The organism is Kitasatospora sp. NPDC018058 (assembly GCF_044327205.1).
Lineage (GTDB): Bacteria > Actinomycetota > Actinomycetes > Streptomycetales > Streptomycetaceae > Kitasatospora.
The window spans coordinates 38085-44621 of the sequence record NZ_JBIRFA010000055.1; the positions used below are offsets into that span (position 1 = coordinate 38085).

8 protein-coding genes and 3 pseudogenes are annotated in these 6537 nt (G+C 69.2%); 4 read left to right on the forward strand and 7 right to left on the reverse strand.

Annotated features, from left to right (window positions below):
- Window positions 1–3 precede the first annotated feature (3 nt).
- From ACH4E7_RS40145 to ACH4E7_RS40155, 3 genes and pseudogenes are all read right to left on the reverse strand, one after another.
- Window positions 4–1210, reverse strand: a pseudogene (locus ACH4E7_RS40145) (thiamine pyrophosphate-dependent enzyme); the annotation flags it as partial.
- Window positions 1211–1380: 170 nt separating this feature from the next.
- A pseudogene (locus ACH4E7_RS40150) lies at window positions 1381–1638 on the reverse strand (STAS domain-containing protein); the annotation flags it as partial.
- A complete protein-coding gene (locus ACH4E7_RS40155; RefSeq protein ID WP_396254160.1) occupies window positions 1622–1840 on the reverse strand; it encodes a hypothetical protein in 219 nt (72 codons plus the stop codon). The pseudogene ACH4E7_RS40150 and the gene ACH4E7_RS40155, both read right to left, overlap by 17 nt.
- A gap of 344 nt (window positions 1841–2184) precedes the next feature.
- On the opposite strand from ACH4E7_RS40155, the pseudogene ACH4E7_RS40160 reads away from it, so the two are divergent.
- The 3 genes and pseudogenes from ACH4E7_RS40160 to ACH4E7_RS40170 form a co-directional block, all read left to right on the forward strand.
- A pseudogene (locus ACH4E7_RS40160) lies at window positions 2185–2262 on the forward strand (carbonic anhydrase); the annotation flags it as partial.
- Between the two features lie 86 nt (window positions 2263–2348).
- The gene (locus tag ACH4E7_RS40165) at window positions 2349–2909 is read left to right on the forward strand and encodes a hypothetical protein (protein ID WP_396254161.1); all 561 of its coding nucleotides are present in this window, start codon (window positions 2349–2351) and stop codon (window positions 2907–2909) included.
- Window positions 2910–2971: 62 nt separating this feature from the next.
- Complete coding sequence (locus ACH4E7_RS40170; RefSeq protein WP_396254162.1) at window positions 2972–3550, forward strand: hypothetical protein; 579 nt, start codon at window positions 2972–2974, stop codon at window positions 3548–3550.
- A 261-nt stretch (window positions 3551–3811) separates the two neighbouring features.
- Here the strand turns inward: ACH4E7_RS40170 and ACH4E7_RS40175 are convergent, their stop codons facing one another.
- The 4 genes from ACH4E7_RS40175 to ACH4E7_RS40190 all read right to left on the reverse strand — a co-directional run bounded on the left by ACH4E7_RS40175 (window position 3812) and on the right by ACH4E7_RS40190 (window position 5886).
- Entirely contained in the window at window positions 3812–4372 is a 561-nt protein-coding gene (locus ACH4E7_RS40175) for a hypothetical protein (RefSeq protein ID WP_396254163.1), read from the reverse strand.
- Between the two features lie 590 nt (window positions 4373–4962).
- Entirely contained in the window at window positions 4963–5421 is a 459-nt protein-coding gene (locus ACH4E7_RS40180) for an SRPBCC family protein (protein ID WP_396254164.1), read from the reverse strand.
- Window positions 5418–5669 carry a hypothetical protein gene (locus ACH4E7_RS40185; protein ID WP_396254168.1) on the reverse strand — a complete coding sequence of 84 codons (252 nt, stop codon included), beginning with the start codon at window positions 5667–5669 and terminating at the stop codon, window positions 5418–5420. Before ACH4E7_RS40185 ends, ACH4E7_RS40180 begins: the two co-directional genes overlap by 4 nt.
- Window positions 5670–5730: 61 nt before the next feature.
- Window positions 5731–5886: a hydrophobic protein gene (locus ACH4E7_RS40190; RefSeq protein WP_396254165.1), complete on the reverse strand. Its 156-nt coding sequence runs from the start codon at window positions 5884–5886 to the stop codon at window positions 5731–5733.
- An 80-nt stretch (window positions 5887–5966) separates the two neighbouring features.
- On the opposite strand from ACH4E7_RS40190, the gene ACH4E7_RS40195 reads away from it, so the two are divergent.
- Window positions 5967–6263 (forward strand): hypothetical protein, encoded by a 297-nt coding sequence (locus ACH4E7_RS40195; protein WP_396254166.1) that lies wholly within the window; start codon window positions 5967–5969, stop codon window positions 6261–6263.
- Window positions 6264–6537: the final 274 nt, after the last annotated feature.

The window sequence follows — 6537 nt, forward strand, 5'->3', positions numbered from 1 at the left end:
CGGTCAGCTCCGTCCGCTGCCGGGCAGGAAATCCTGGATCTTGGCTTTCACACCCTGCTGGACCACGGAGGCCCGGTCGCTGTCGCCGTGCAGAACGGCGGAGGCGGCGGCCTTGATCTGGTCCCAGGTGGCGTGGGGCGGGATGGGCGGCACCGCGGGGTCGGTGCGGAAGTCGATGACGAACGGCCGGTCCGCGGCGAGCGCCTGACGCCACGCCGCCTCCACCTGGTCGGGCGTCTCGACCCTGACCCCGCCCAAGCCGAACGTGCGGGCGACGTCGGCATAGCGCACGTCTGGCAGGCTCTGCGAGGGCTCGAACTGCGGTGCGCCCTGCATGGCGCGCATCTCCCAGGTGACCTGGTTCAGGTCGTGGTTGTTCAGCACCGCCACGACCATGCGCGGATCGGCCCACTCCTGGTAGTACTTGGCGGCGGTGATCAGTTCGGCGAGGCCGTTCATCTGCATGGCGCCGTCGCCGACGAGCGCGATCGCCGGCCGGTCCGGGTGGGCGAACTTCGCGCCGATCACGTACGGCACCCCTGGCCCCATGGTCGCGAGGGTGCCGGAGAGGGAGCCGCGCATGCCGTCGCGGAAGCGCAGGTGGCGGGCGTACCAGTTGGCCGCCGAGCCGGAGTCCGCGGCCACGATCGCGTTCTCGGGAAGCAGCGCGTCCAGCGCGTGGACGACGTACTCCGGGTTGACCGGGTCCGCGGTGACCTCGGCGCGGCGCTGCATGACCTCCCACCAGCGCGCCGCGTTGTCCTCCACCGTCTTGCGCCAGCTGCCGTCCGCCTTGCGCTCCAGGAGGCGCGTCCTTGCCGAGCAGTGCCTTCGCCACCCCGGCGCCGAGCAGGTCGGCGACTTGCTCGACCTCGGGGCGGGCGTGCCGGGCGCCCTGCCCGATCAGCATCGCCACCTTCTCGCCCGCGTTGAGGATCTCCGCCGTCTTCGCCAGGTCCTCGTCGGTGGGGACTGGGGCGTAGTGCGGGATGCCGAGACTGGAGGGAACCTGCTTGAACGCGTGCGCCGGCGGTTCGTAGTCGAGTCCCTGCACGTCGGCGGGGATGATCACAGCGGTGACCGTGCGGCGTGTCGCGGCGATCCGCATGGCCCGGTCGAGGACGTTGGGCAGCTGGGCGGGGACGGTGACCATCTCGCAGAACTCGGAGGCGACATCCTTGTAGAGGGTGAGCAGGTCGACTTCCTGCTGCGGGCACTCGACCCGGACAGACTTGCCGAACGACTGCAGGCCGGTGCCCCACCCGGTGGAAAGGCGCGAGCGTCGAGGGGGTCACGTAGCTCGACGGCCGGCTCGCCGGTGGCGTGGACGATGACGACTTCCGGCGGATGCGGGCGGTCGGTGTGGAGGGCCGCGTGGACGCTGTCACGGATGGTGAACAGCTCGTCCGTGCTGGTGATCTCCAGTAGTCGGCGGATCTGCGGCGAGAGGGCTGCCAGGACGAGTCGGGTGCCGGCCAGTGTGGTGTCCTGGAGGGTCTGGAGAAAGGTGTTCAGTCCGGAGGAGTCGCAGAAGGTGACACCGGCCAGATCGACGACCAGCTGGGGCGGGCGGTCCCTCCCTTCGACGACTGAACCTCCGGCGGCTGGGTCGGCGCAGCCGCTACGCGGCACCCGCACACACCATGGCCTGGGCGACGATGTCCAGGCAGGGGGCGCAGTAGTGCTCCGGTACGGCTTCGCGACCGCCCAGCAGGGTCGGATCGAGGGGCAGCGGGCGGTACCCGCAGACCGCGACCAGCGTGCCACCGCTGCGGACCGCGTGCCAGCGCAGGACAGGCGCCGGGTTGTCGAACACGGGCTCGGCGTGCATCTCGTACATGACCAGCTCCCCTCTGCGGCCCGGCGCGGCGGGCTCGGCCACCGCCTCCGGGCGGTGGGGAAAGTCGGCTGCCGTTCGTTCCTCGAGCCTACGCACGCGCGCGGCCGAGGCCCGGGTGGGATCGCCCGACCGGGTGAACGGCCGGCAGTCGCGGAAGCGCTCGGTCCCACGCCTTGTGGGGCCGGCCGGCTCCGGGCAGCGCCACGCCCGGCCGGGCACCCTCGCCACCGCCGCGCCAGGCTCGGTACGTTCCCCTGGTGACGTGCGCCGGACCACCTTGCCGGACCTCGGGAGCGATCCCGCTCGCCTGCGGTACCCGGGGTACGCGATGACCGCCGACGTGCCGCCTGGCCGCGGAAATACTCTTCGACCGTGGGCGGGGCGACCTGTTCGTAGTCAGGACCGCCGGACGCCTCAACGGCAGAGCGGGCAGTCCTGATCCCGCGACCGAGTTTTGAGTCGCCGATTCCGGGCAGCCGCTGGCCATCAAAATCTCAGGGAGGACCCGATGTCCACAGGAACGCTTATTGCGATTGTCGTTCCCATCGCGGTTGTTCTCATTCTGTTGGCCGTTGCAACGTGGTACCTCATCCAGCGCCGCCGGCTCCAGGAACGCTTCGGACCTGAATACGACCGGACCGTCCAGCGCTCAAAGAGCAGGGTCGCCGCAGAGCGGGAGCTGCATGCCCGCGAGCAGCGCCACGACCGACTTGACATCAAGCCGCTTCCGGACGCGATGCGGGACCGGTATGCCGAGGACTGGACACAGGTCCAGCGGCAGTTCGTGGACCGGCCAGGCGAGGCGGTGCAGCAGGCCGACCGGCTCGTCACCGTGCTCATGCATGAGCGCGGATACCCGACGGAGGGCTACGAGCAGAAGGTCCGGGACCTGTCCGTGGAGCATGGGCGCACGCTGGAGCACTTCCGGGCCGCCCACGCGGTGAACGAGCACATGCGTGACCACGACGCGACCACCGAGGAGCTCCGCGGCGCGATGGTGCACTATCGCGAGCTCTTCGACGATTTGCTCGGTGATGGTCATCGCGGGTCGGCCAGCGGCCGGAGGTGAGACGGCGTCCGGAACGCGTAAAGCGGTAGTGGTCACCAATACGATGAAAGCGAATCAAGCAGATGAAGCACCAAAGCAGCACCCGGAATGACGAAGAGCGCCTGACCACCGAGGATCTGGCCCGTTCCTCCGAGACGGAGAAGGAACCCGTGGGCCACGACCTGCAGGAGACGGAAACGGCGGAGGACAGGCCGGTTTACCCGGGCGAGGCCACTGGTGGACTCGCAGATGAGCGTGCCGGGACAAGGGAGGAGGAGGCCGGACCGGCGGAGGACGGGGAGCCCGAGGGCCGGGAGACCGCCGACGAGGTCGGAACCCCCCGGAAACGGGAGACCGCGGAACAGCCGAGCGAGAGCACGCGCGACGCTGGTGAGGAGCCGCTGTTCGCCCCGGAGGACGAGGATGAGTTCAGGTCCCGCTGGCAGGAGATCCAGAGCCAGTTCGTCGATGATCCCCAGGAAGCGGTGCGCTCGGCGGACGCACTGGTCGCCGATTTGATGCAGCACCTGGCTGCCTCCTTCTCGGACCACAAGCGAGGCCTGGAGCAGCAGTGGAACCGCGGGGGCGAGGTGCAGACCGAGGACCTGCGGCTGGCACTCCAGCAGTATCGCTCCTTCTTCAACCGGCTGCTCAGCAGCTGAGTCCGGTCGCCGGTACCCGGGACGAAAGCCCGTGATGTGCGTCCCTGAGTTTGCTGTCGTGTTTTGCGGGCTCGCACGGAGTGGTGGGCCGATCCAGCGGCTGCTCGTGCCACCGCGTGCAGGTGGCGGTGAGCCGGTCCCAGCCGATGGTGAAGTCGGAGAATCCTCAAATGCCACCGGCGGCGCCCCATTGCTGCCCTGACCGACATCGGCCAGGGCAGCGGTTCGCGATTGGTGGGAAGGCTGCCGTCCGGCTAGCGGTCACGGTGCCTTGGTGTCGGCTGGCGGCGGCTCGGGGGTCTCGTCGTTCTCGGCCTTGGCCCGGACGTCCTTCGGTGTGGGGGCGACGATGTGGCGCTCCTCTGCGGACCGCTCCCGAGTCTTTTCGTCAGGCGGCGGGGTGCTTTCGTCAGGTTGCGGGGTGTGGTTCTTCTTTCGGGTGCTCATGGCCCCGTCCTCTCGTGAAGTCTGGCGGATTTCGGTACGAACGCGGTGCCGTGCGTCTGCCTGTCCGTGGGCAAGCAATTCGCCGTCACACCCGTGGCGGCGGGCGATAAGGCGGCGGAGGAACTCCTCTCCGTACGGGGCGGCGAGCACGGCGGTTGCGGCGATGACGCCGGCGAGGTGGCGGGAGGGCAGCGGCGGTCGCCGCCAGGTCGGCCGGAGCCGCAACGGTTGCCGGCCCGTCACGCCCTGGCGCAGTGCCCGCAGCTGGTTGAGGCGGAGGCAGCCGAGGATCGACAGTGCCGTCGGCGGCCGGGACTTCAGGAAGCTGTGGACGTGCTGCTCGGTCGCCGCCCGGCACAGTTGGCCGAGGCCCATATGACCGCTCCCTTTCGTCTTCGTCGGCTCCCCTGTTCGCGGATGCCCACCCGGGTGTGGCTCATGCGCCCCAGGACAACTGGGCCAATCGCATGACACTGGTGGCCCGGAGGGGGCGAGGTTGCCCAGGGGCCCCGGCAGCGGCGCGAAGACCAGCCGGGAGAAGAACCGCAGGCCGACCAGCGCGGCCATGGTGGAGGCCGGGCCCGGCAGCGGGCCGCCACGGTACCCGCCCGCCGAGCAGGAGGCGCGGAAGCCACCAGAACAGCAGCAGGCCTCCGATCAGCGTCGCGAGGATCCGCGGGACGGGCTGGGCGTGATGCCGTTGCCGCGGGCCAGTGAGGCCGAGGCGATCACCATGCCATCAGCAACGGCGCCAGGGGCAGGAAAGAACAGTGCGGCGAACGCCCCGGTGCAGCAACGAGATGTCCCGGTCGGGCTGCCAAGCCCTCCGGGACACCTCCTTCAGCCGACGGCCACGAAGGAGAGGGCCGGATCCACGCCAACTGCACAGCCTCCGCCCCCGCGGTGCACGGCCATCATCGTCCCCAGGGGAAGGGTTATCGGGCCGACTGCCCGTGATCCACCGCTCATCGCGGAGAGATCCGGCCGCGCCATCCGCCGCTCTCGAGGCCACGTTCCTCGATGAACCCCTTGAAGCGCTTCAGATCGCCCTTCACCCGCCGATCGAGCACGCCGAGCGCGTCCGCACTCCTTTCCGCCAGCCCCTCCGGCTCGAAGTCCATGGCCACCTTGACCCGCGTGTGATCCGCGTCCAGGCGCTGGAACGTCACCACGCCCATCTGCGTGACCTCACCGGACACGGTGCGCCATGCCACCCGCTCGTCGGGCAGCTGGTCGACGATCTCGGTGTCGAACTCGCGCTCCACACCGGCGATGCTCGTCTTCCAGTGGTTGTGGCGGTCGTCGATCTGACGGACCTCCTCCACGCCTTCCATGAACTGCGGGAACTCCTCGAGCTGGGTCCACTGGTTGTACGCCGTGTGCAGCGGCACCTCGACGTCGATCGACTGTGTCACCATGCTCATGGGACACCTCCGGGAAACAGGGACCACCGTCGGTGGTCCGGTGGAAGTCGGCGCGGCCCGTCCCGAGTACCCCTGACGGGCGCTCGGATGAGCCGGGCCGCGCTGCTCGGTGTCAATGCCTTTGCGGCATCCTTGATCTTCTCCATCGTCTGCTCGGCGTCGGCCTTGGTCTGCTGGGTCTTCCCTCCGGCGGTGATCCGTCGGTCACCGACGGCCTGGCCGGTGGTCTCCTTCGCCTTCCCCTTCAGCGCTTCGGTGGCGTTCTCCGCCTTGCATTTCGTGCCATGAGTACCGCCTCACAGCCGCTCGTCACCAGCGATACCAACGGCCGTCGGCCCCGTGCAGAGCAAAGCCCAGGATCCACAGCGCCAGTACGGCGAGGGCGACCCACCACAGCACATGGACCGCGAACCCTGCACCCGCGAGTACGAGAGCCAGCAGCAGGACCAGAACCAGGAGCAACATGATCTATAGCCTCCTTCATCATCCACCGCGCCTGCCCAGTTCAACGGGCCCTACACCGCCCCGGCCGCCTGGAGACATCCATGATCCACCGGATCGAGTCCCACGCCGTCATGGACGAGGTCTCGGCCTGGGATCCGTGGCCGAGCGGCGGCCGCGGCCTTGCTATCGCCCGGCAACTGGACAACCTCAGCGAGGTCGCCGAAGCGTCAGGTCCCATGCGGAGCTGGCGGATGTCCGATGCCGTCGCCGTCATGGAGTTCGCCTACGTGAGCAGGGAGTTCCCGCGCGGACGTCAGGCGTGGATCTGGTTCCGGGGTGAGGAGGGCCACCGGCAGGTCAGCGCAGCAGCCGTGCTTGCAGCCAGAGCTGATGACTAGCGGGCTGCCTGACAGCGCGCCGCGATCTGCTGTCATCGATGGCAGATCGCGAGGTGAATCCACTCGGTGGGCCGCCGAGGGCCGCCGCCGATCCTGTGCCCGGCTCGGCGACTACACCAGAGTCCAGGAGCACCTCCACCACACAGGCCTACAGCAGCATCGCCTCGAACTGGAACTCGGGTGCGGTCAGCGGTTGCTCGGACCAGATGACCTTGCCGCGGGCCGTGTACCTGGTCCCCCACCGCTCGGCCAGCTGGGCCACCAGGAACAGGCC

Bases quoted from the DNA above. Each gene is read 5' to 3' on its own strand.
- ACH4E7_RS40155 (WP_396254160.1), bottom strand. From the start codon at position 1,840: ATGTACGAGATGCACGCCGAGCCCGTGTTCGACAACCCGGCGCCTGTC.
- ACH4E7_RS40165 (WP_396254161.1), top strand. From the start codon at position 2,349: ATGTCCACAGGAACGCTTATTGCGATTGTCGTTCCCATCGCGGTTGTT.
- ACH4E7_RS40170 (WP_396254162.1), top strand. From the start codon at position 2,972: ATGAAGCACCAAAGCAGCACCCGGAATGACGAAGAGCGCCTGACCACC.
- ACH4E7_RS40175 (WP_396254163.1), bottom strand. From the start codon at position 4,372: ATGGGCCTCGGCCAACTGTGCCGGGCGGCGACCGAGCAGCACGTCCAC.
- ACH4E7_RS40180 (WP_396254164.1), bottom strand. From the start codon at position 5,421: ATGAGCATGGTGACACAGTCGATCGACGTCGAGGTGCCGCTGCACACG.
- ACH4E7_RS40190 (WP_396254165.1), bottom strand. From the start codon at position 5,886: ATGTTGCTCCTGGTTCTGGTCCTGCTGCTGGCTCTCGTACTCGCGGGT.
- ACH4E7_RS40195 (WP_396254166.1), top strand. From the start codon at position 5,967: ATGATCCACCGGATCGAGTCCCACGCCGTCATGGACGAGGTCTCGGCC.